The organism is Bacillus sp. FSL K6-0069 (assembly GCF_038007785.1).
In the GTDB taxonomy this organism is placed as follows: Bacteria; Bacillota; Bacilli; order Bacillales; family Bacillaceae_G; genus Bacillus_A; species Bacillus_A mobilis.
In genome coordinates this window covers 969183-992066 of sequence record NZ_JBBOXN010000001.1, presented here as the reverse complement: position 1 = coordinate 992066, position 22884 = coordinate 969183, and the positions used below count along the sequence as shown (strand labels likewise).

At 35.3% G+C, this 22884-nt stretch carries 26 protein-coding genes and 1 pseudogene; 14 read left to right on the top strand and 13 right to left on the bottom strand.

Annotation, left to right across the window (positions count from 1 at the left end):
- Window positions 1–158: 158 nt before the first annotated feature.
- Window positions 159–1910 carry a dihydroxyacetone kinase subunit DhaK gene (gene dhaK / locus MHB74_RS05055; RefSeq protein ID WP_068987175.1) on the bottom strand — a complete coding sequence of 584 codons (1752 nt, stop codon included), beginning with the start codon at window positions 1908–1910 and terminating at the stop codon, window positions 159–161.
- Window positions 1911–2088: 178 nt separating this feature from the next.
- Between dhaK and dhaS the strand changes: the two genes are divergently transcribed.
- The gene (dhaS, locus tag MHB74_RS05050; RefSeq protein ID WP_061680363.1) at window positions 2089–2655 is read left to right on the top strand and encodes a dihydroxyacetone kinase transcriptional activator DhaS; all 567 of its coding nucleotides are present in this window, start codon (window positions 2089–2091) and stop codon (window positions 2653–2655) included.
- Between the two features lie 19 nt (window positions 2656–2674).
- Entirely contained in the window at window positions 2675–3673 is a 999-nt protein-coding gene (gene dhaQ / locus MHB74_RS05045; RefSeq protein ID WP_061680364.1) for a DhaKLM operon coactivator DhaQ, read from the top strand.
- Window positions 3674–3834: 161 nt separating this feature from the next.
- Here the strand turns inward: dhaQ and MHB74_RS05040 are convergent, their stop codons facing one another.
- The 3 genes from MHB74_RS05040 to MHB74_RS05030 all read right to left on the bottom strand — a co-directional run bounded on the left by MHB74_RS05040 (window position 3835) and on the right by MHB74_RS05030 (window position 6052).
- Window positions 3835–4464 (bottom strand): LysE family translocator, encoded by a 630-nt coding sequence (locus MHB74_RS05040; protein ID WP_061680365.1) that lies wholly within the window; start codon window positions 4462–4464, stop codon window positions 3835–3837.
- A gap of 180 nt (window positions 4465–4644) precedes the next feature.
- The gene (locus MHB74_RS05035; protein ID WP_061680366.1) at window positions 4645–5298 is read right to left on the bottom strand and encodes a DUF2306 domain-containing protein; all 654 of its coding nucleotides are present in this window, start codon (window positions 5296–5298) and stop codon (window positions 4645–4647) included.
- 133 nt (window positions 5299–5431) lie between these two features.
- Window positions 5432–6052: a VanZ family protein gene (locus MHB74_RS05030; RefSeq protein ID WP_061680367.1), complete on the bottom strand. Its 621-nt coding sequence runs from the start codon at window positions 6050–6052 to the stop codon at window positions 5432–5434.
- Window positions 6053–6268: 216 nt separating this feature from the next.
- Here MHB74_RS05030 and MHB74_RS05025 point away from each other — a divergent pair.
- The 4 genes and pseudogenes from MHB74_RS05025 to MHB74_RS05010 form a co-directional block, all read left to right on the top strand.
- Window positions 6269–6370 (top strand): annotated as a pseudogene (locus MHB74_RS05025) (TetR family transcriptional regulator); the annotation flags it as partial.
- Between the two features lie 193 nt (window positions 6371–6563).
- Window positions 6564–6875, top strand: coding sequence for an ArsR/SmtB family transcription factor (locus tag MHB74_RS05020; protein WP_000433539.1), 312 nt, complete (start codon window positions 6564–6566; stop codon window positions 6873–6875).
- 439 nt (window positions 6876–7314) lie between these two features.
- Complete coding sequence (locus MHB74_RS05015) at window positions 7315–8490, top strand: MFS transporter (protein WP_061679474.1); 1176 nt, start codon at window positions 7315–7317, stop codon at window positions 8488–8490.
- A gap of 714 nt (window positions 8491–9204) precedes the next feature.
- Complete coding sequence (locus tag MHB74_RS05010) at window positions 9205–9309, top strand: YjcZ family sporulation protein (protein ID WP_000505689.1); 105 nt, start codon at window positions 9205–9207, stop codon at window positions 9307–9309.
- Between the two features lie 122 nt (window positions 9310–9431).
- Here the strand turns inward: MHB74_RS05010 and MHB74_RS05005 are convergent, their stop codons facing one another.
- From MHB74_RS05005 to MHB74_RS04975, 7 genes are all read right to left on the bottom strand, one after another.
- Window positions 9432–9803: an ATP synthase subunit I gene (locus MHB74_RS05005; RefSeq protein WP_000620582.1), complete on the bottom strand. Its 372-nt coding sequence runs from the start codon at window positions 9801–9803 to the stop codon at window positions 9432–9434.
- A gap of 22 nt (window positions 9804–9825) precedes the next feature.
- The gene (gene pssA / locus MHB74_RS05000; RefSeq protein ID WP_141658085.1) at window positions 9826–10410 is read right to left on the bottom strand and encodes a CDP-diacylglycerol--serine O-phosphatidyltransferase; all 585 of its coding nucleotides are present in this window, start codon (window positions 10408–10410) and stop codon (window positions 9826–9828) included.
- On the bottom strand, window positions 10403–10861 hold the full coding sequence (locus tag MHB74_RS04995; RefSeq protein ID WP_061679473.1) for a MarR family winged helix-turn-helix transcriptional regulator: 459 nt from the start codon (window positions 10859–10861) through the stop codon (window positions 10403–10405). Before MHB74_RS04995 ends, pssA begins: the two co-directional genes overlap by 8 nt.
- Before the next feature lie 157 nt (window positions 10862–11018).
- Window positions 11019–12458, bottom strand: coding sequence for a 6-phospho-beta-glucosidase (locus MHB74_RS04990; RefSeq protein WP_061679472.1), 1440 nt, complete (start codon window positions 12456–12458; stop codon window positions 11019–11021).
- A 95-nt stretch (window positions 12459–12553) separates the two neighbouring features.
- Window positions 12554–14446 carry a beta-glucoside-specific PTS transporter subunit IIABC gene (locus MHB74_RS04985; protein ID WP_061679471.1) on the bottom strand — a complete coding sequence of 631 codons (1893 nt, stop codon included), beginning with the start codon at window positions 14444–14446 and terminating at the stop codon, window positions 12554–12556.
- A 146-nt stretch (window positions 14447–14592) separates the two neighbouring features.
- A complete protein-coding gene (licT, locus tag MHB74_RS04980; RefSeq protein WP_061679470.1) occupies window positions 14593–15441 on the bottom strand; it encodes a BglG family transcription antiterminator LicT in 849 nt (282 codons plus the stop codon).
- A 214-nt stretch (window positions 15442–15655) separates the two neighbouring features.
- Window positions 15656–16012 (bottom strand): DUF4259 domain-containing protein, encoded by a 357-nt coding sequence (locus MHB74_RS04975; protein WP_061679469.1) that lies wholly within the window; start codon window positions 16010–16012, stop codon window positions 15656–15658.
- Window positions 16013–16390: 378 nt separating this feature from the next.
- Here MHB74_RS04975 and MHB74_RS04970 point away from each other — a divergent pair, with 378 nt between their 5' ends.
- Entirely contained in the window at window positions 16391–16657 is a 267-nt protein-coding gene (locus MHB74_RS04970) for a YmzC family protein (protein WP_061679468.1), read from the top strand.
- 145 nt (window positions 16658–16802) lie between these two features.
- Window positions 16803–16913, top strand: a complete 111-nt coding sequence (locus tag MHB74_RS04965) for a YjcZ family sporulation protein (RefSeq protein ID WP_000505681.1) — start codon at window positions 16803–16805, stop codon at window positions 16911–16913.
- Window positions 16914–17565: 652 nt separating this feature from the next.
- On the opposite strand, the gene MHB74_RS04960 is transcribed toward MHB74_RS04965, so the two are convergent.
- On the bottom strand, window positions 17566–17826 hold the full coding sequence (locus tag MHB74_RS04960; RefSeq protein WP_061679467.1) for a hypothetical protein: 261 nt from the start codon (window positions 17824–17826) through the stop codon (window positions 17566–17568).
- A 199-nt stretch (window positions 17827–18025) separates the two neighbouring features.
- Between MHB74_RS04960 and MHB74_RS04955 the strand changes: the two genes are divergently transcribed.
- From MHB74_RS04955 to MHB74_RS04935, 5 genes are all read left to right on the top strand, one after another.
- Window positions 18026–18151 carry a YjcZ family sporulation protein gene (locus MHB74_RS04955; protein ID WP_000540377.1) on the top strand — a complete coding sequence of 42 codons (126 nt, stop codon included), beginning with the start codon at window positions 18026–18028 and terminating at the stop codon, window positions 18149–18151.
- 222 nt (window positions 18152–18373) lie between these two features.
- Entirely contained in the window at window positions 18374–18847 is a 474-nt protein-coding gene (locus tag MHB74_RS04950; protein ID WP_061679466.1) for a hypothetical protein, read from the top strand.
- A 460-nt stretch (window positions 18848–19307) separates the two neighbouring features.
- Window positions 19308–19649, top strand: a complete 342-nt coding sequence (locus MHB74_RS04945) for a PadR family transcriptional regulator (protein ID WP_061679465.1) — start codon at window positions 19308–19310, stop codon at window positions 19647–19649.
- Window positions 19642–20124, top strand: coding sequence for a hypothetical protein (locus MHB74_RS04940; protein ID WP_061679464.1), 483 nt, complete (start codon window positions 19642–19644; stop codon window positions 20122–20124). Before MHB74_RS04945 ends, MHB74_RS04940 begins: the two co-directional genes overlap by 8 nt.
- Window positions 20121–20648: a permease gene (locus tag MHB74_RS04935; RefSeq protein ID WP_061679463.1), complete on the top strand. Its 528-nt coding sequence runs from the start codon at window positions 20121–20123 to the stop codon at window positions 20646–20648. Before MHB74_RS04940 ends, MHB74_RS04935 begins: the two co-directional genes overlap by 4 nt.
- A gap of 42 nt (window positions 20649–20690) precedes the next feature.
- Here MHB74_RS04935 and MHB74_RS04930 read toward each other — a convergent pair whose 3' ends face one another.
- Window positions 20691–22166, bottom strand: a complete 1476-nt coding sequence (locus MHB74_RS04930) for an MDR family MFS transporter (RefSeq protein ID WP_061679462.1) — start codon at window positions 22164–22166, stop codon at window positions 20691–20693.
- 142 nt (window positions 22167–22308) lie between these two features.
- Here MHB74_RS04930 and MHB74_RS04925 point away from each other — a divergent pair, with 142 nt between their 5' ends.
- A complete protein-coding gene (locus MHB74_RS04925) occupies window positions 22309–22884 on the top strand; it encodes a TetR/AcrR family transcriptional regulator (RefSeq protein WP_061679461.1) in 576 nt (191 codons plus the stop codon).

Below are 22884 nucleotides of genomic sequence, written 5' to 3'. Positions count from 1 at the left end.
AGTACAATTAACCAACTTGAATTTTATGTCTATATGAGCTCAATTTCCCTCTTTCAAAATTCATATTTTTCTACAAAAGACAACTAGAGAAGTTATATATATCATTCAACTATAAAAAAGATCCCCTCCACCACAAGGCAGAGGGGATCTTCTCATTCCTATTTCAAACTACCCGCAATCTCCGTAAAGATAACTCCAAGTGCATGTGCACCTGCATCTGGATAGCCTAAACTTCTTTCGCCAACTGTACCGGCGCGGCCCATGCGAGCTACGATTTCTTTCGTATACTCTGCTCCTTTAACCGCTGCTTCTGCTCCTTTTTCAAAGGCAGTTTTCATGTCTTCTTCGTTTGAAGCGCTAGCTAACCAAGAGTCTACACATGGAGCAAGTGCGTCAACAAGTGTTTTATCACCAACTACTGCGCCTCTACCGAATGATCTTTCACCGATAGATTGTATGCCTTGCAGTGCTGCTTGCAACACTTCAGCGAATTCTTTCACTGTTAACTCACGCTTCTCGCCTGCTGCTTTACTAGCTGCGCGGAATGCTCCACCCCAAATTGGACCAGATGCGCCGCCGCAATGTTCCATAATAATCATCGAACAACCGTCAAGGAATGATCCGATCGTTACGTTTTCTTGATCTACGATAGAATGCCACTCACGTTTTAATTGCTTAAATCCTTTTGCCACACTCATTCCGAAGTCACCGTCACCAGCGTGCGTGTCTAGCTCACAGAACGGTACTTCATTTTTAATAATAACGTCGCTCATTTTATCAACGAGATAAATCATGTTGTTTAATGTAATGACATTATTGTTAATAACAGCGTGCTCTTCCGCTGTTTCTATTTCAAAGGAAACTTCCTTCTCTTCTGTTTCTTCAAGCACATTCACGTACTCGACACTTTCAACTGGCCCATCTACTTTAAACGCTGGTGTATTACATTCTTTCGATAGTAATGTTTTTAGCTCGTCATCTAATTTCATTACTGTTAAAGACATACCAGCCATATCGATACTCGTCATATAGTTGCCAACGAACACTCTATTAATTGTAATGTTTCTAGCAGCTAATTCTCGCGTCACTGCGTTATTAAATAAGTAAAGTTCTTGCAGTGGTGTTCCGCCAAAACCGTTAACTAGAAGCGCAATTTCTTCGCCGTCTTTTACTCCTAAATCTTTTACAAGATCATTTGTCATACGGTTCGCTAGTTCATCTGCTGACAACATTTTTTCACGTTTAATTCCTGGCTCGCCGTGAATACCTACGCCGTATTCCATTTCATCTTCCGCAAGTGTGAAAGTAGGTGATCCGCTCGCTGGAACTGTACAAGAAGTTAACGCTAAACCGATTGTACGCACGTTAGCCGCTGCTTTTTCCGCTACAGCTTTCACCGCTCCTAAATCCATACCTGCTTCCGCTGCTGCACCGGCAATTTTATGGACCAAAATAACACCCGCAACGCCGCGGCGTCCTACTGTATACAAACTATCTTCTACCGCAATATCATCGTCTACTTTTACATAGTCGACTTCAATTCCATCTTCCGTTGCTAAATGTGCACCGTTTTTGAAATTCATAATATCGCCGCTGTAATTTTTAATAATTAATAACGTACCTTTTTTACTCGCTGTTTCTTTAATTGCTTGATACACCTGAATTTGTGAAGGCGAAGCAAACACATCTCCGCACACTGCTGCATCTAACATTCCTTTTCCAACTAGTCCTGCATGCGCTGGCTCATGACCACTACCGCCACCACTAATTAACGTTACTTTATTTTCATTCATTTCTTTCTTCTTAATCACTTTATATTTTTTCAAAAGCTCAAGCTCTGGATGAGCCATCACCATTCCGTGGCACATTTCCATTACTAATGTTTCTGGTTTGTTTATAATCTTTTTCATTGTGATTCTCCCTCAATTCCTTTAATATATTGTGATATATTTGAAATCTTCTTCTTACTATCCATGTTAAAATGAAAGCGTTTTATAGTAAACGGACAAAATGGACAATCTGTCTAAAGACACCGCTCTCATTTATGGGTAGGATTTTCATATTACTAACATTCTAGGGATGATTGAGATGACCTCTTCTATAATTTCTAAAAAGATAATCGCGAATTCATTGAAGTATTTAATGGAAACAGAGTCGTTTCATAAAATATCAGTGAGCGATATTATGTTACACTGTCAAATGCGTAGGCAAACTTTTTATTATCATTTCAAAGATAAATTTGAACTATTAAGTTGGATTTATAAAGAAGAAACGAAAGAGAACATTATCGACTTTCTCGACTATGAAACGTGGGAAAATATTTTTGATTTATTATTTGATTACTTTTATGAAAATCAAAAATTTTACCGAAATGCTTTTAAAGTCATTGAACAAAACTCGTTTAATCACTATTTATTTGAGCATACGAAAAACTTATATATGAAAATTATTGATGAATTATCTGTGAGCTGTGGATTCAGCCTTTTTGATGAGACAAAAAATACGATTGCCTCCTTTTATAGTCACGGCTTCGTTGGAACGATAAAAGATTGGATTGAAAGCAAATGCGAAGTAGATCCTTCCATTATGTCTTCTCTCATGAAAAACATGATAAACAATCAATTACTACTATTACTGGAACAATCAGCAAAGTAATTAAAGGGTGGCAAAAGCAATGAAAAAGATTATGAATGATGTACAACATATCGTTCAAGATATGATGCATGGCTTTTATTTTGAACATAACGACAAAGTAAATTACGACGAAACAAATAACATCATTTATGTAAAAGATATCGAGAAACTGAAGCAAAACGTTGTCATTATAAGCGGCGGTGGTAGCGGACATGAGCCTGCTGATATCGGTTATGTAGGAAAAGGTATGCTGACGGCGGCAGTAAACGGCAGCATCTTCACTCCTCCAACCGTGGAACAAATCGTCGCAGCAACCCGTCTCATGCCAAAAGATAAAAGTATTTTATTCATCATCAAAAACTTTAAAGATGACGTAGCAAATTTTTTAGCTGCAAAACAAATCGCAAAAGAAGAAGGTAGAAAAATTGACCACATCATCGTAAATGACGACGTTTCAATTGAAGATGATGCTTCTTTTAATAAAAGAAGACGCGGCGTCGCTGGTACTGTTTTTGTTCAAAAAATACTTGGTGCGGCCGCTCTTGCAGGTCACTCTTTAGACGAACTAACAACACTCGGCCGTTCTATCACCGAAAACTTACACACATTAGGAGTCGCCCTTTCACCTGCAAACGATCCAGTGAAAGGAAAAGCTTCCTTTTCATTAAACGACGATGAAGTCTTTTACGGCGTCGGCATTCACGGCGAAAAAGGCTACCGTAAAGAAGCACTATCCTCTTCTGAAATATTAGCGATCGAACTAATGAACAAACTTAAAAGCATTTATCGCTGGAGAAAAGGTGACAACTTCGCCATCCTCATTAACGGACTAGGCGCAACTCCACTAATGGAGCAATACATTTTCGCAAATGATATTCGCCGTTTATGTGAGCTGGAAGGATTACAGATTACATTCGTAAAGGTTGGTACATTGCTAACTTCTTTAGATATGAAAGGTGTTTCGCTTAGTTTGCTTAAGGTAGAAGATTCTGATTGGGTGAAGTGGTTGAAAGAAAGTACGGAAACTGCTAGTTGGTAATACAATTAAAGTATAGGTTGTTTCTTGAAATAAATTTTTAAATAACTCAAAATAACAAGCAAAAAGTCCCTTCAAAGTTAAAGGGACTTTTTAGTATGTAGAAATTAGCCTAAACCTACGATTACATCTCTTGAAAGGGGGCATTTTTATGTTATTCAGGTTTATTGAGGAGCTTTTGTTTGAAGCAACTTTAGCCCCATGCCAATAAAAATCAGTCCTGTTATCTTATTTAGAATCATTCCTACCTTTTGGTTTCCTCTTAATTTTTTTGTAACATATGAAGAGAAATAAGCAACAAATAAACACCATAATAGTCCGGTTACTGTAAAAGTAAGTCCTAAAATGATAAAAGGCATAGGACCTGAGGCCTTTGTATCTATAAATTGCGGAAGAAACGCAATAAAGAATAAAGAGACTTTTGGATTCGTAAGACTTGTTAAAAGTCCTTGTACATATATCTTTCTAATGTTCAATTTATTGGATGAGGCCTGGAAAGCTACATTTGTCTTATCAAGTATCATTTTAATCCCTAAATATACAAGATAGATAACACCTATAACCTTAATAGTGTTAAATAGCACAATGGATTTTGTAAGTATAATAGATAAACCAAAAGCAACTAACAACGTATGAACTAAAGAACCAGTAATAATACCCAAAACAGAATACACACCTGCTTTTCTACCTTGTGAAATACTTCTTCCCACAATATACATGGTGTCTGCACCAGGAATTAAATTCAATAAAATTCCTGTTAGTAAAAACACTTCATAATTAATAATACCGTACATTTTAGCACCTCTATCTATTTTTTGGTGCCCTTATTGATATTAAATTAAACAGACGAAAAAAGAAAGTATTTTCTATTTATTCAATAAAATTAGTGAATTTTTGAATCTACAAACGAAATCCAGCTATTAAATGATTCAATTACTGAAGAATTCTGCCCTCAATATTACAGCAAATTCACATCAAAAATGTAAATCCTCATTTCCCTGGTACTTTCCTTTATTAAGTCTTTTTCTTATGAATAATTCTGCAACAATTAAATTAGGTACCCACGCTAACCAAGCAATAATAGCGTAACTAAGTTCAAAACGCTCTATTCCAAATAGAACGATAAACAACGGTAGCCAAATTCTTAATGTAACTGCTCCAAAGGTTAAAGAATAATTTCTAATCATCCAATTCCGATGGTCTTTAATTTTTTTATTCTTAACTCTATTTAACGCTTGATATGCTGATGTTAGCCAAAATACAGATAACAAACCGAAACCTAGCTTCGCTACCAATCCTCCCGTAGCATAAAAGGATAGGTATAATCCAGAAACGCCTCCTAATAATATACCAACCATATAGATTCTCCCAGCTATTCGATGACGGTTGATATTCCTTTCTCTAAATCTAGTGGATAATGTAAAAGGACCAATTACTAATGCTACTATACTAGTTGTAATATGTATAAATAGCATCATATACCAGAACGCACTTAATTTAGATCCAAACATAAGCTTCACTTTTACAAGCCCTGTTTGAAAACCATCCATAATAAAATATTGGACAACAATATAACTAGCTACTAAAAAAGCAAAACAAGTAACTACAAACCAAATTTTCCTGTTCAAATTTTACTGCCTCCTTATTACATTAAGGAATTAGATTATTCATTACTGTTCATTCTAGGGAAAATTTAAAAAACCTTCTTTAATGATCTATTCGACACATTGTTTTTATAACCGAAATCGTAGCTTACAGGTCTCAAGGATAGTAAATGAACATCGCACCTACAAATGAACATACTAGACAAAAAACAGCCTCGTATTTTATGACTACAGGAGAGTTCGTATCAAGCTTTTTTTCCTCTCTTTTCAATATCAATTTAAATAACGCTGTATATAATACTTTATATAAGACATACCCAATAATTGCCCCAAGGGTATTCGTAAATAAATCATCAATATCCGTAATTCTATTATTTAATAATTGATTTAACTCAATTGCCAATGAAAAAAAGAATCCCGCACATACGGTGTTTTTTATTTTTCTAAACTGCGGCCAAATAGTCGGTAATAAAAAACCTAATGGGATAAACAGTACAATGTTCAAAAGATACGTCGTACTACCTGCCGTATCAAATAGAGTCAAGTTAATTTGACTTACACGAATCCACGTTTCATATCTACTTATATCCCATACAGTCGCGATCTGCGTCACCCCATACACTAGTGAAAGGTAGAATAGAAAAACATATACCCACAGAAAATGCAGAATAGATATATTGTTTTTCGCTTTAAAATAAAATCCAATTTGAAACACAATACAAAACATAATAGTAAAAAAATAAGTATACAAATAACTCATCAAAACTCCTGTATCCATGTAGAATCCCCTAACTTTACATTTTCATCTATGACTTTGTTGTTTATAGGATAGGAGAAACTTTTAAAATAAAAAGTGGGGTAAATATAAAATTTTTATTAAAATTTATGTTGGGTTTTATTATTACTCTTCTTAGGAATCCGCCATTGATAGCTAGGCAACAACATGCTTAAACTTAACAACCTTATCATTTTTGCACGTAATCCTCGTAATACTTTAACCGATGAAGCATATATAAAATCATGTGAATCGTTTGTTCAGTTACAACATGAAATTAAGAAATATATGACGTACTATAATCACTCTTGCTATCAATAGAATGTAAAGAAGATGACTCCTGTTTGCATACAGAAATCATCTTTTTTTAGGTTACCGATTTTTTTAGAATGTCCTTTACAAAGGGTACAGATCAAGAGCACCTTATTCCTATTCAAGGGGATCAACTATACCTTCTTCCCTTAAAATCACTAAAACCCATTTACAAATCTATAAAAGTAGATATAATATCCTTATGGAACCTTTATTAATTTATAAAGCATTGTCAAATGAAACAAGATGTCAAATTTTATCATGGTTGAAAAATCCAGAAAACCATTTCGACGAAAAACCTTATCTAGAACAAGACCTTAACTTTCAAGTTGGAGTATGTGTAGGAGATATCCAGCTTAAAACTGGCTTAGCTCAATCGGTTATTTCTAGTTATTTATTAACTATGAAAAAAGCAGGCTTACTAGAGTCTGACCGAATTGGAAAATGGACCTACTATCGTCGAAACGAAAAAACAATACGAGAGTTTTCTGAATACGTACAAAACGAATTATAAAATGAAAGCTAATAATCAATCGGCATACTACTTGATTATTAGCTTTCACACATTCTGCTTTTTTACAGGTATCCGATGACTTTTGTATAAATTGCACTGCCTATAAAGTGAAACTTTAATCAGTGGGGGTTTTCTTCATCCCCCACTGATTATTAGTTGAACCAATCGGACTTTTATGGGCAGTTGATCCCCCACCTAACATCTTTGCTTTCGCTGAATTTGGAGGTGGGGGTCTTACTGCCCATTAAAGCGGGATAAAAGCAAGAAACATAGAAAGGAGAAATTTTTTTAACACATCATATCTAGTTATTTAGATATCTGTTATTGTATTTCGAATTACATACTCCTGATAATATTGGCATCCAATCATGCTTATAATAATGCTTCTTTGTTAATGAATTTATTTTCAAAATACTGATACGAATGGAGAGTTTTATAAATGAAAAAAGTAAATCCTTTACTTATTCTGATACTCGCAATAGGTGTATTCGGAATTATTACTACCGAGATGGGTATTGTCGGCGTATTACCACAAATCACTGAAAAGTTCGGAATTTCAACTACACAAGCTGGATTTTTAGTAAGTATATTTGCACTAGTTGTTGCTATTTCTGGTCCGTTTTTAATTCTGCTCGTCTCTAGTGTTAATCGCAAAATAATTTTATTAACAGCAATTTTCATATTTGTTATTTCAAATTTAATCTACGCTTATACAACACAATTTGAAATCATGCTTATTTTTCGTATTTTACCGGCTGCACTTCATCCACTCTTCTTTTCAATCGCTCTTGTAACAGCTGCTAAACTTGTCCCTCCGGAAAAGAGCGGTCAAGCAGTTACAAAAGTTTTCATGGGAATTACCGTTGGCTTTGCTTTAGGTGTACCACTAACCTCTTACCTTGCAGACCAATTTTCACTCGAAATGGCTTTCTTATTCGGAGCATTCGTTAACACTCTTGCATTCATTGGAATACTACTCCTACTTCCTTCTATGCCTGTTAAAGAAAAAATGTCTTTCGGCAAACAAATTCGTATACTCGGCAAACCAGGATTATGGTTAAATATTTTAACCGTCACATTCCTTTTTGCAGCCATGTTTTCCGTATACAGCTACTTTGCTGAGTACCTTGCAAAAGTAACTTCCATGAATGGATCTCTCATCAGTATCATGCTATTCATATTTGGTATAGTTATGATTTTAGGTAATCATTTATTTGGTGGTCTCCTGCAAAAAAGCATAATAAACACTGTAATATCATTCCCTATTCTATATTCTATTGTTTACATATTGGTTTATTATTTAGGTTCCTACCTTGTTCCAATGATTTTTATAGTATTCATTTGGGGAATCGTACATGCTGGTGGATTAATTGTTGGTCAAACATGGCTAATAAGTGAAGCTAAAGAAGCACCTGAATTTGGTAACAGTCTATTCGTGTCGTTCTCAAATCTCGGAATTACTTTAGGAACCACTATTGGAGGCTGGTTCATTTCAAACTTAGGTATTCACCAGCTTATTTGGAGCGGATTTATATTCACACTACTCTCATTTCTATTAATTATAATAAAACTAAAATTTTTCAATTCTAATAGCCAGGCTTCATTATCAAGCTAGTACATTTTCAGTTCCAAATTCGATAAAGTGAAACTTTAATCAGCCCTCACCAATCGGACTTTTATGGGCAGTTGATCCCCCACCTAAATTCTTTGCTTTCGCTGAATTTTGAGGTGGGAGTATTACTGCCCATTAGAGCGGGATAAAAAACATTATACATTCTTCTTATAAGATTTTATTAACTAAAAAGTATAATGCTCAAAGCCTTTAGCCATAATTACGACTAAAGGCTTTTTTGTATATAAAAATAATTTTAAAAGGAGCTAATTTTATGGAACATAATCAAAATGGAGTACTTGCTTTAATTGTTTTGTTTTTAGGATTAGTGTTTTTTGTTAGTGGAATGGTTTATCATTTATGGGGTTCTTTTTAATGGTACGATTATAATCACTCCTAAAAACCCTCAAGTATATCGTTCCTTTATTAATTTCAACGTTTAGACAGATACATAATTCCAAAACTAAAACGTTTATTGCAATTATCGATATGGAACATTTCCCAAAACAACTTAACATGGTAAAATAATATTCGGACGGGAGTCCAATATTATTAAAATTAAGATGGTTCAAGTCGGAGGAAGGCACCTTAGGGTGTCTTTTCTTTATTTTCAAAAGGACCTGCTCCATTATTGTGTAAAAAACATAAAGTAAGTTGAATCCATGAAAATACATGAGTGACCCCTTGTTTTCCCCTCTTATTAAAGGAGGAACTATTATGGGATTTGGTGGTAGTTGTAGTAGTGGTTGTGGCGGCGGCTTTGCTTTACTAGTTGTATTGTTTATTTTATTGATCATTGTTGGAGCTTCTTGCTTCTGCTAAAAAACTATCGGAAACGACACTCTTATATGGGTGTCGTCTCTTTGTAGTAAACAGCTCTCTATAAAGGAAAGTTTTTAGGTTTTTGCATTCAAATCATCCAAATTAGTTATTTACACAGCACTTTATTTCTTCTCATCCCTCATACTGTAATACCCCAAATTAATAATAATCAAGAAATACCCACCCATAATTCCAGCTGCAAATGTCCACATGTACTCACGGTGTTCAATTTCATACATAATAATCGCGCCGAGTATGGCGGCTGCAAACCGATTCATCATGCCAAGCATTGGTGCTTTTTCTTTTTTTACGATGCTATTTCCGAACTTTTCGATACGCCTTCCTAAAATCCAGGCGCAGTACATACTCACTAAAAGGCCGATGCTTATCCCTACAAACTGGGCTGGAAAAGGTGTCAGCAACCATCCCAATAACATCACGCCTAGTAAACAATATATTTGTATGTTAAATGATCTTAATGCCATACGAATCATGTTATGCTCCTTATCTTTCCTATTAATCCCATCTTTCGGATTTCAAGCTTTCCGATATATCTTTTTTAAAATGGGGGAATTTGATTTTGCTCACCATTAAATAAGCGAGTACGCATGTGCCAAATGCCACGGAAACTGGGTTATTTAGGAGGCATAAAATGAGAAGGCACATTGCCGCAAATGGAATGGGCATTCCGATGAATGTTGGGAGTTTGCTTTGCTGCGTATTAAATCTCGCAAGCCGAAGCATTCCGCAAATACTATAAGCAAGCGCACATATCATCCCGATAGACTGCAAATCTTTTAAAGCGACACTATATGCAAGAATAGCTGGTGCCACACCGAAGGTCACTAAATCCGCAAATGAGTCTAGTTCTCCACCCATTTCCGAAACAGCATCTAGTTTCCGAGCAACCATGCCATCAAACAGATCAAATACCATACCTGTAATAATGAACATAACTGCACCATGCATATCGTGAACGAAAACAGCGTGAATAGCCAACAGCCCACACACAAAATTTGCTATCGTAATCATATTTGGTATGTAACTCATCACACGCTTCTCCTCCTTTATGCTAATTGCTTCATCTTGCTTCTTACTCATTAGACTCAAGATCCTTCTGCTTTTCTTCTAATATCACTTTATTTATTTTCGTTAACGTATCCGTCATTTGCTGCAACGCTTCGATATCAATTTTCGAGAAATATTTCTCAATCAATACATCATCTAACTCAGACAATCTTTCGATATATTTACTACCATTTGGACCGATCGTAAGGAAATACTCCCGTTTATTGTTAGGATTAACTTGTTTCGAAATCATCTGCTGCTTTTCCAATTTCGATAAAACTTGGCTCACAGCACTTTTCGTTACATTAAAAGTACTCGCAATGTTATTTGCTGTCGTGTTTTCATTTAAATTAATATGAAATAACATGCTCTCTTGCTGTCCAGTAAGACCGAACTCATCCTTTAAATCTTGAAATAGTAAAATGTAGAGTTCCGTGTAGGCTCGATTCATTTCATTAATTACTTCTTTATATGATCTAGTCATAGCGTTCTTCCTCCATACTGTTATTTCGCTTTCCAATAGTTTAGTTCACTTAACTAAACTATATTATACCTTTATGTTCGTGTAAAGGGAAATATCGCTCCGTACTTTATTCACAATGAAAAAAGAAGACATCAATCAAGATGTCTCCTTTTCATACTCAAGACTCCAAACTCTTACCATTCGTCTTAATTACTTCTTTATACCAATCGAAGCTTTTCTTCTTCGATCTTTTTAATGAACCTTTTCCTTCATTATCTTTATCAACGTATATATACCCGTAACGTTTTTTCATTTCTCCAGTAGAAGCACTTACAAGGTCAATTGGGCCCCAGCTTGTGTATCCGATAATATCTACTCCATCTTGAATTGCTTCGGACATTTCGATCATATGCTTCTCTAGGTAATCAATACGGTATTCATCATTCACTTCTTCTTCACCATTTAATTGATCGATTGCACCGAGACCGTTTTCAACGACGAATAAAGGTTTTTGGTAACGATCATACAGTTGGTTCGCTGTAATACGGAAGCCTTTCGGATCAATTGTCCATCCCCACTCTGATTTTTCAAGGTATGGGTTTTCAACAGAACCGAATACATTCCCGCTCGTTATGCTTTTTAACACTTCTGGATCGGTACTTGTTGCTCGGCTTGCATAGTAGCTAAAGCCAATATAATCAACCGTATGCTCTTTTAAAATTTCCTCGTCTTCTTTTTCCATTTCAATTGTTACATTATTATCCTTAAAGAAGCGTTTTGCGTATCCAGGATATGCTCCTCTTGCTTGTACATCAATGAAGAAGAATGATTCACGGTCTTGTTCCATCGCACGAAGAACGTCGTCTGGATTACATGTATATGGATACGTTGCACCCGCAGCAAGCATACAACCGATTTTCGCATCTGGAATGATTTCATGACACGCTTTTACAGCTAATGCACTTGCGACAAGTTGGTGATGCGCTGCTTGATACTGAATTTGTTTTTTATTATCCCCTTCTTTAAACGCTAGACCTGCTCCCATGAAAGGTAAATGTAAAAGCATATTAATTTCATTAAACGTCATCCAATATTTCACTTTATCTTTATATCTATTAAAGATCGTTTTTGCGTACGTCTCGAAGAAGTTTACAAGCTTTCTACTTCTCCAGCTTCCATACTTTTCTACTAAATGAACAGGTACATCGAAGTGAGCCATCGTAACAACTGGTTCAATACCATGCTTTAACAGTTCATCAAACAAATTATCATAAAACTGTAATCCTGCTTCATTTGGCTTTTCATCTTCACCACTTGGGAAAATACGCGTCCACGCAATCGATACACGTAACGCTTTAAATCCCATTTCTGCAAACAACGCAACATCTTCTTTATAACAATGGTAAAAATCAATTGCTTCGTGTGATGGGTAAAACTCTCCTTCTACCGGTGTAAAGGAATGAATATTTCCTTTCATAATATCCCAACGGTTCTCACCAGTTGGTAATAGATCAACCGTCGTTAATCCTTTTCCGTCTTCTACATATGCGCCTTCAACTTGATTGGCTGCAGTCGCTCCACCCCATAAAAATCCTTTTGGAAAATTAACTTTAGACATATAGAAAAACTCCTTTATATAAGAATGAACGAGGAAAGCTATTGTAAGTTTTAAAGAATACCTTTCTTCGTTTGAACCTGTATGAAATGTAACTACTATTTAACTCCTAACGTTAGTAAGGAATCTCCTGCTTGAATCTTTTCTATTTCCGTTTTTTTGATGCTATATTTATGATAATTTGTAACAACAACTGGTGTTGTCACAATGTAACCCGCCTTTTGGATTTCAGCTATATGAAACTCAATAAGTAATTGTCCTTTTTCTACTCTTACTCCTTGTTCAATATGAGAAGAGAAAAATTCGCCGTTTAATTTCACAGTATCCATTCCAATATGGATTAAAATTTCAGCACCTGAATCCGCCGTAATTCCTACCGCATGATTCGTCGGGAACAGCGCAGAAATCGTACCTGAAACTGGTGAAAACAACTTTCCTTCTGAAGGCTCAATCGCAACTCCTTCACCTAGCGCACCTGATGCAAATGCAGCATCGTCAATATTTTGAAGCGGCATAACGACGCCATGGAAAGGACTAAAGATTACTTCATCATCGTTTGATGCAGCAATTTTATCAATTGTTTCAGCTGTTTCTGTAGATGCTTTCTTTTTTGTAAAACCAAATAAGTAAGTCAAAATAAAACCTACTACTAAAGAAACAACCATTGAAACAATTGCGCCCCAAAATCCAGCTGTAATCCCATCTTTCGGACTAATAAATGTCGGAAGCGTAAATATACCAAGTCCGCCTGTCATATAAGCTTGTGTACCAAATACGCCAAGTATTGCGCCGCCAATTCCTCCAGCGATACAGCTCATAATAAACGGCTTTTTTAGCGGAAGTGTAATACCATAAATCGCTGGCTCTGTAACGCCGAAAATACCTGAAATAAAAGCTGGAATACTAAGTGTTTTTAATTTCTTATCTTTCGTTTTCACCCAAACACCAAGCACAGCACCAATTTGAGCAAATGAAGCAGCAAATATAAGCGCTAATATCGGATCAATACCGTGCACTGCTAAATTGTTATAGCCAATCGGAACAACGCCCCAATGAAGACCAAATATAACAAGCACTTGCCAGAAAGCACCGAGTAAAGCACCCGCTACTAATGGGCTTGCATTATAAACCCAAAGCGTCGCCTGTCCTAAAAATTGTCCTGCCCACGTCGCAATTGGGCCAATAACGAGAAATGTAACTGGTACAACGATTAATAATGTGAAGAATGGTAATAAAAATGTTTTCACAACATCTGGAATCACTTTCTTTAAAGAATGTTCTACTTTCGCTCCAAAATAAGCAGCGAGAATAATTGGAATAACAGATGATGCATAGTTCATTAAAATAACTGGTATGCCTAAAAACGTAATATGAATTGGTGATTCAAACATTGTTCCTGCAAATAACGTATATAATGGCTCACTTGCTTTTAAACCTGATAAAGCTGGATAGACTAAAGCTCCTCCAATTGCCATACCGATGAATGGTGATCCCCCGAATTTCTTACTTGCTGTATATCCTAAGAAGATCGGGAAGAAATAAAATAACGAATCGCCTACTGCATTTAATATTTGATACGTTCCTGACTTCGTACTTAACCAGCCTAACGCTACAAATAATGCATTAAGTCCTTTAATCATCCCAGTTGCAGCTAACACTCCTAAAATAGGAGTGAAAATGCTAGAAAGAATATCTATAAGACTACTCTTTTTCTTCTCACCCGCACTTTCTTCCTCTGTTTCTTGAAACCCTCCAACAGCAATAACTGCTTTATATACGTCGGATACATGGTTACCAATTACAACTTGATATTGCCCGCCGCTTTTCATAACAGTCACAATGTCTTCCATACTTTTCAGTACTTCTGTATTTGCTTTCCCCTCATCTTTCAACTGAAATCGTAAACGAGTGACACAATGTACAACGCTACTTATATTTTCTCTCCCGCCAACATTCTTCAGTATGTCTTTTGCTATTTTTTCATACTTCATAGTAACTTTCCCTCCCTACAATCATGCCTTTTATCATTTTTATAAAAGAAAAAACCTAAACTAACCGTAACGACGTGATACATACGAATCACTCCATTACAAGTCAATTTAGGTTTTGCCTGCCAAACAGTAACAATCCCGTTTATTCAATTACATAATTCATTGCGTTTCGTTACACGATGAATGTGCAACGTCAAGTACACCTTTTCATCTTTTGAAAGATGACTATTATGTGCTTGTCGTAAGTATGCTTCAATTTTTTCTGTACAACAATATGCCTCTTCATACTTACTTTTCACTTGCTCGTATAAAAAATCATCATCAGCCGAGTTCAATTCCTTCTGCATTAAACGCTGCGCAAAATATCGTAAATGCGTTACAAACCGGCTATAATTAAATGAACTTTCATCTAAGTTCATCTTATAGTGGTACTTTACAACATTTAAAATATCTTGGACGATTTTCGTCATCGCTACCGTTTGTTGCATCGCCGGCTCTCCTTGCTGCGCATTCACGAAATGCAAGGCAATTGACCCTGCTTCATCTTCAGAAAGTCTAAGCCCAGTCTCCTCTTCAATTATGTTCAAAGCTTGTAGACCAATTTCAAACTCTTTCTGATAAAATCTCTTAATCTCCCAAAGCAAAGTATTTTTCAAATCCATTCCTTCTTTATGCCGAGTTAAGGCGAAACTTAAGTGATCTGTTAATGTAAGATAAATATAATCACTTAAAGTCCCCGGCAAAACTGTCTTAGCAAACTGAATAATTCTCTCTGTAATCTCTAAATTTTCTACAGGAATTTCAGTTAGCAACCTAGCAAGTTTCTCTGATAATTCTTTTGTTTCTAGCACAAAGGTCTTTTCTATCTTAGATTCATCAATCGCATCGCCTACTTTTTTCTGAAATCCCAAACCTCTGCCCATCAGTACAACTTCTGTCTCATTATCCTTCATCGTACAAACAACATTGTTATTTAAGATTTTATGGATTCTCATATTGTTCCGCCTTCTTCTTCTTAAAGTCACAAAAGGTATAAAAAAAACCTAAACTGATTCCAAAAGCCACACTACACCCGTAGCCTCTAGATCAATTTAGGTTTTGCCTGCCGAACAGTAACAATCCTTTTACTTATTAACTTACCTTTATTATACACAAAGAGTAAGCGGTTGCAATGATAAATTATTGAATATTTTTTTACAAAGAACAATACTATCTATTTATCAACTGTTGCTTACATTCATCTAAAACTTTCTTTCTCTCTTCATAATCTTCCACATCTGCTTCTTCCCAAAGCTCAAGGTCAGCCCCTCGCTCAATTAATGCAATCGCATTACTGCGAACTTCCTCTTGAAGACAACCCTTCTCCAATTGTATTGCCGCAAGACCAATGTATACTAAAGAAATTACCTCTAACTCTTCCTCCATATCAAACTCATCTACATACTCTTCTAAAATGAGCTTAGTTGCTTCTTCCGCACTATTACCTTCTTCTATATATTCAATAAACTGCTCTTTCACATCACAAGTCGTGTCATCATCAAATAATCCAGTTCCCCAAGCGCCCATATGCTACAGCTCCTTCTTTGTGCTTTTTCATTTCTATTTCAATCTTAAATATAGGAAAAATTTATTACAAGACTAGTTATATACATCATTATATTTTACAATTACTATAGGTAATATTTATTTTTCACTACATGTATCATTCTGAATAATCAAACATAATTATTGATAAAATTCCATATAGACCCAGTAATGGTTAAAATGTTATAATAAAATTACCCTACATAGTTACTCATATCCATACTGAGGAACTAGCGTCTTATTAAGCAATGCGCATAAATTAGATAAAAAAGACACTTTACAGTGTCTTTTTTATTTATATTCTCATAGAAAGCATCTCTTTTATAAACAAAATTTATCAAATGAAAAGGAGACGATCATATGGAGCATCCTGTAGCAAGAGAACTGCGGTTCATACGTGTATGCCTTATTATCTTAATCATTGTCATTGCATTTTGGGATCGTGAAAGAGTTGTAGAAATCAATGACCATGGCAGCAGTTCTACCCAAAATATTAGCAATATGACCCAAGTTGGTGATAATACATTTGCTTATAAAGACGAATCCAATCAAATTAAAATATTTAAGTTTGACCTGGATACAAATGAAATAAAACTAATAAAAGAATTTTACGCTAGCGAATATTAATTATATAAAGGCACCTTAAGGTGTCTTTTTTTATTTTCAAAAGGACCTGCTCACGTTTATACGTCAAAACATAAAGTAAATGGAATCCGTTAAAAAAACACGAGTGACCCTTTGTTTTTCCCCTCTTATTAAAGGAGGAACTATTATGGGATTTGGTGGTAGTTGCGGCGGAGGCTGCGGTTTTGCTGGAGGATTTGCATTATTAGTTGTGTTATTCATTTTATTAATCATCGTTGGAGCTTCTTGCTTCTGCTAAGACTAAACAAACTATCGGAAAAGACACTCTTATATGGGTGTCTTTTCTTTGTAAACTAAAAAGTATGAGAATCCGATCCTTTAGCCATAATTACGACTAAAGGCTTTTTGTATATAACTAAAAAAGGAGCTGACTATATGGAACATAATAAAAACGGAATGCTTGCTTTAATCGTTCTGTTTGTAGGACTAGCATTTTTTGTTATCGGCATGGTTTATCATTTATGGGGAACTGTTTAAAAATAAGTAGTACTTCATTTAGAAGAAATTCAGAAGCAACATCCTGGACTCCATCTCATTAAACACTAATAACCATTTCCCTAGTTATGTAACCCCTCTCTTATGCTTGAGAGGTTTCTACTTTAACACAATTATAAAAAAAGGCCCCATCACTGGGGCACTCAAAAAATAATATAAGTAAATGAATTAAAACAAATAACAGACAACTAAAATATATACAATAAACATTATATAATCTATATATATGCAATATTACATAAAAATATTTATTATTACATGCTATACTAAAACAGGAGTCGACAATCGTTATTTTCTTCTTATTTTTAAAGCAATATGGATATATCTTCTTAACTTCATTTGGATTGTACAAGCAAAAGAAGACATCGTAATCGATGTCTTCTTTTCTTATACATTTATGAATTTTTTTGCGAAGATGCTCTCCAAGCACGAAAAGATGTTGGGCGTCCAGAATGAGCTCTTTGCTTTGCAGCAGCTGATTTTTCTTCAATATTCATTGGTTTTTCTTCAATAGTCGCTGGTTTTTCTTCCACAATCACTGATTTTTCTTCAAGAATAGTCACAGCTGTTTGCATTTTTTCCAGCTGTTCTTTTAAAGCTTGCTGTTCAATCTTTAAATCCGTAAGTAATCGTAAAATCATTTCAGAATTGGCCATAAAGATCCTCCTTCCCCCAATACACAGAATAAAATAGAATATGTCATCAGCTTAATACCCGTGACAAAAATAAGGTCGTCAATTCTCATTAAATCTAAGCACTTTTTATTTTTCAAAAGGACCTGCTCAAGTTTATCCGTAAAGACATAAAGTACATTAAATCCATTAATTAATGGTCTTTATGGAAGGAGGAGTTAATATGGGCTATGGCGGTAGTTGTGGTGGAGGCTGCGGTTTCGGCGGCGGATTCGCTTTACTTGTTGTACTATTTATTTTATTAATCATCGTAGGAGCTAGCTGTTGGGGCGGCGGATTCGGCTGCTAATAAGAGGCACTCTTGAGAGTGTCTTTTTTTTGTGTTTCTGGATGTACAGCCCATACCTTCTGTAGAATGTGGAACAGATAAATATGAACCCTTCGCATTTTTTCACCTAAATACGGCACTTAAATATAATTGATAATTATAAAAATTCATTCTATTAATATGGTTAATTTTTCTATATTTGTTATAATTATTTTATATAAATAAATTGGAGGTGAAAAAATAATGATACTAATATTACCTATACTGTTAATCTTATTATTTATCCTTTATAAGATTTCTAAAATGGTTAGTAAAACCGTAGCTGTGTTAGTTGATTTTTTATTTTTAGGGGGATTCACTGCTTATTCATTACATAAACTCATATCGGTAAAAATAGCAAGTGGGTACGCCGTTTATTTTTGGGATATTCTATTTTTTATCGTTTCTTGTGTTCTATATTACATTATTTTAAATTATCTAGTTATTAACTTCCCTAGAATAGCCGCATTTATTAATTACATTATTTCTTGGATTGGAACATTTTTAGTATATACAACAATCTGTATTATCTTGATAGGAAATTTACCGAAGTTATTAAATAATGAGTTTTTCAGTCAGCTCACTAATATTATTATTATTTCTATACTTGCAATCATAACATTTAATATTAGAAAAACTATGTTTGCCAATGAAGAAAGAAATGAAGAAATGTATTAGTTTATTATTAGTTTCATATCAGAGTGTGGTAATAAAAAAGGCATACTAAGGTGCCTTTTTATTTATTTGAATTGAATTAATCCATCACCTTCTTATGTATTTGGAAGCCCTAGTCGTTGAGAATAAACAGTTAGATAGAATTTCACCAGATAAGGGAGTATTTCTATTTCTTGTGTACTTATCATTTTTATTATTAGTGCTATTCCCCTCGTTACATGAGATGCGACCATAAATGCACCTCCAATAAACCCGTACCAATTCTGTTGTACGCTTCATTTTAAATCTCCTGTCTTTCCTTTATTTCATTCTCATTTGCGCTTTGCTTGTAACAGATTTTCTTACACCTTTTTCAGTACATATAACATTAAAATTGACATAGCACTTCATGCACCATATACTGTTAACAACAGTATACTGTCATTAACAGCATTAATTCTAATTCATTCAAGGAGGTATATCCATGAAACATACAGGAAGACATACAGGTGCGTTTCTTTTGTTATTTTTAGCTGAAGGTGATAACTATGGCGGGCAATTATTGCAAAAGTGCGAGGAAGAACTTCCAGTTAATCCAATCGATAGTGCCATTTTATATCGTACGCTAAAGAAATTAGAAAACGAAGGTGCAATTGAATCTTACGTAAGTACAGATCATCAAGACAAACCGAGAAAGATGTACAAAATTACGCCTGCTGGAAAGGAACAATTGGCAGATTTCCAAATGGATATTGAAGAAAAAATGAAGAACTTATCCTTCTTCATAGACAAATATAAAGAATTAAAGGAATCTGATCATGATTAACGGCGTGATCCTGTACACTTTAGCCATTATTCTTACGGGGCTTTCTTTTATGAAGGACCGGACGAAAACGAAAGATGCTCTAATGAAGTCATGGAAAATGTTTCGCAATCTTCTACCCGCCATGCTTTCCATCATGCTTTTCGTTGGCTTATCGCTTTCTATATTAACGCCATCTTTCATCTCTTCTATTATTGGGGAGCAATCTGGATTTCTCGGCATTGTTTATTCAGCGATACTCGGATCCGTTGCACTTATTCCAAGCTTCGTCGTATTTCCTCTTGGCAATACATTAGTCCAACACGGCGCAGGCCTTCCTCAAGTTGCGGCACTTATGTCTACACTCATGTCAGTAGGAATTACAACCTTACCGATGGAACAAAAGATATTCGGACGGAGCTTTGCTTACGCACGTAATGCATCTGCATTGCTCATGTCCCTCCTATTCTCCTATATCATTTGGGTGGTGATGGTATGAAAGAACTAAAAAGATATCGCTTCTTTTTCATCTTACTACTGGGGCTCTTTGTATTAACTTTTATAAATCAATCTTTAGGATGGAGCGCATTACAACTAACAGGGAATAGCATTTTAGATATGTTGTTTCTCCTTCCCCCTGTCCTCATATTTGTAGGATTGCTTGATCAATGGGTGAAGAAAGAAACGCTTATGAAATATATGGGCGAAAAATCCGGCATATACGGAATCTTATTCTCTCTATTATTAGGCGGCATTGCAGCTGGTCCTCTCTACGTTGCCTTCCCAATTGCAGCACTCCTATTACAAAAAGGCGCCAGCATTCGGTACATCGTATTTTTCTTAGGCGTTTGGACAACTGCGAAATTGCCAATTCTCGTGTATGAATTTTCTTCATTTGGCACTACCTTTACACTTATTCATGTTAGTTTTGGTTTAGTGTTCTTTTATGTAATGGGGCTTATTTTTGAGAGGTTTTATGATCAGGGGCAGTTGCTACGGTATGATGTTACAAAAGACATGTAAAAAGACACCTTTCCTAGAAAAGATGTCTTTTTTATATAAACCTTAATTCTCGTTCTGTAAAACCCTCGCTGCCTTTACTCCCTTTTTCTCTTCTTTTAAAAACAGCGATACGATAAATGCAACAATGATAAAGACTAACCCTAATGTAAATGCACCTTGGAATCCTGAAGTTAAACCGTTTAACTTCTCTACTGGGTCCAGTGGATTTGCGGAGCTTTCCATATAGCTAGTTGTTCCTGAAGACATTTTCGAAATAAAGATAGCTGTACCAATTGCGCCAGCTACTTGTTGCAACGTACTAAACAGTGCGGTTCCGTGCGGATATAAATCTGGTGTTAATTGATTTAAACCGTATGTTTGTACTGTCATGACAAACATAAGTCCAACCATTAATACGCTATGCATGACAATAATTTGTACCATTGATGTATCAGGAGTAATCCCTTTAAATAAGAACATTGCAATCCCCACTAACACAATACCAGGAACGATAATAACTTTCGGACTAAATTTATCAAATAGTTTACCTGCGATTGGTCCCATTATGGCGCTAATAACACTTCCCGGAAGCATGATGATTCCTGATTTAAAGGCTGTAACGAGTAAAACCGTTTGCAGGAACATCGGTAATAAAGTCATCGTTGAAAATAACGACATCATCACAATGACGATTAATCCAACTGATATTGTAAACATCGGAACTTTAAATGCTCGTAATTCTAAGATTGGATTCTCAATTTTCAATTGTCGAACGACAAACATACATAATGAGATAAGCCCAACAAGTAAAGTGCCATACACTTTCGCATCAGACCATCCTAAATCACCCGATGCACTAAAGCTATACACAAGTCCGCCAAATCCTAATGTCGATAAAAGGATAGATGGATAATCTACTTTTGGCCTTGTTAACTCTGAAACATTTTGAATGTACTTCATCCCAATCATAATGGAAATGATCACGATAGGAATAACAACATAGAATAACCAGCGCCAATTTAATGAATCAACGATTACTCCAGATAATGTAGGGCCAATTGCTGGAGCTGCCATCATCACAAGTGCAATTAATCCCATTGTGGCACCACGTTTTTCAGGCGGACAAATGATTAAAATCGTATTCATTAATAACGGTGTAATTAATCCCGTCGCTACAGCTTGGACGATACGGCCGACTAATAAAATGGAAAATGTCGGTGCGAATCCCGCAATTAATGTACCGACTAAAAACGTTACCATAGCGATCAAAAACATTTGTCTCGTTGTGAGCCATTGCTGAAGTAACGCTGTAATTGGGACTAAAACCCCAACTACTAACATGTAAGCTGTAGAAAGCCATTGAATCGTTGAAGCTGTTACGCCAAATTCTTGCATTAATACCGTTAACGCATTACCAAGTAACGTTTCGTTTAATAACGCAACCATTGCCCCTAAAAGTAATGCAATTAAAATGGGGGTATGTTTCATATTAGAAGTATCAACTTTGCCACTTGCAGGGCTCTTAGTTGTCATATTCATTTACAGATTCTCCTCCTGTTTCTTACTTAAAAAAATTTAAATACACCGGAACACATGTAATATAATATACATATGTAGATTAAAAAGGGAGAATCAATTTTCAGCCACTGTATATTTAATCTACAAAAAAGGAGAATTGTAGATGAATGATAATGAAAAACAAATTGATTTACGTATTAGACGTACACATAAATTATTGTGGGATTCCTTATTTGAATTAATGACGCAATCAAAACAGAAATATAGTACGATCACGATTAACCAAATATGTGACCGCGCGATGGTACACCGAACAACCTTTTATAAACACTTTGAAGATAAAGATGCTTTATTAGCATTTGGATTTAAACGATACAGCAAGATGATTGCGGGAATACCGGTTTCAGATCGATTAAGTAAACCATTTCAAGTAATGGAACAATTCCTACACCATGAAGAAATTGGTAAAATATTAGAGACGCAAATGTCTGATGAACAATTTATTAACCGGACACAATATTTAAGTCACGAAACGAGAAAACAAGAAATAGAAGCATTACATCAACTTTGCAAAAATCATACGATGCCAAATGATTTAATCATTGAATTTTATTCAGGGGCAATCACCGCATTAAGTACATGGTGGTTTAAAAATGAAAGAAAAGTTTCTGCGGCTGAAATGGATAAGCACTTCCATCAACTTATTAACCGGGATATTTTTCAGTTTGAAGAGGAATAA